The organism is Aequorivita vitellina, from assembly GCF_022008365.1.
Taxonomy (GTDB): domain Bacteria; phylum Bacteroidota; class Bacteroidia; order Flavobacteriales; family Flavobacteriaceae; genus Aequorivita; species Aequorivita vitellina.
In genome coordinates this window covers 1-720 of record NZ_JAIRBA010000114.1, presented here as the reverse complement: position 1 = coordinate 720, position 720 = coordinate 1, and the positions used below count along the sequence as shown (strand labels likewise).

Sequence of the window (720 nt, the reverse complement as noted above, 5' to 3'; positions counted from 1 at the left end):
GTAGGTCATAACTTTTTTGATCTGCACGTGAAGTTTGAAGATATGTACGAGGATGCAAAGACAAAAATTGATGAGATTGCAGAACGTATATTAACCCTTCGCTTCCAACCTACCAGTAACTTTACCGATTATTTGAAGATGAGTAATATGAAAGAATCGTCTGCAGATACCAAGGATTTGGAAATGGTAAAAATACTACTGGACGACCACGGAAAGCTACTAAAGCAAATGCGTATAGTTGTAGAAACTGCCGATAAAGCGGGAGATGAAGGAACAATTGATATGATTGGTGGCTATATTGGTCATATTGAAAAAGTGAGTTGGATGCTGGATGCTTGGAGTATGAAGAGTGGGGATAATCATCCGGAGGCGTAATCGTAGGCGGTAGTCTTTAGACGGTAGACGGTAGACGGTAGTGGCTGGATAATTAGAGTACTGTAATTACCGAGTTACTTTTATTAATATTGAGTCTGGGAATTGATGCTTTATTAGGCATTGGTTTCCGGGCTTTTTTTTTGGGAAGATGCTAGAGGCTAGATGCTAGACGCTAGAGGCTAGACGCTAGACGTAGGACGGTAGGACGTAAGACGTAGGACGAAATCGAAGATGAAGATGAAGATGAAGGTAGATGTAACCTCTACCCCTTCCGTCAGCTGGGAATGACAGTTTTATAAACAATCAAAATTATCCCCCAGCTGCCACCTTCCCCTTCAAGAAACT

Annotated in this window: 1 protein-coding gene; it reads left to right on the top strand. The window is 41.5% G+C overall.

The features are described 5' to 3' along the window. Positions 1–375, top strand: a 375-nt coding sequence (locus K8089_RS16215; RefSeq protein ID WP_237604330.1) for a Dps family protein, incomplete at its 5' end; no start/stop codon positions are given. Positions 376–720 lie beyond the last annotated feature (345 nt).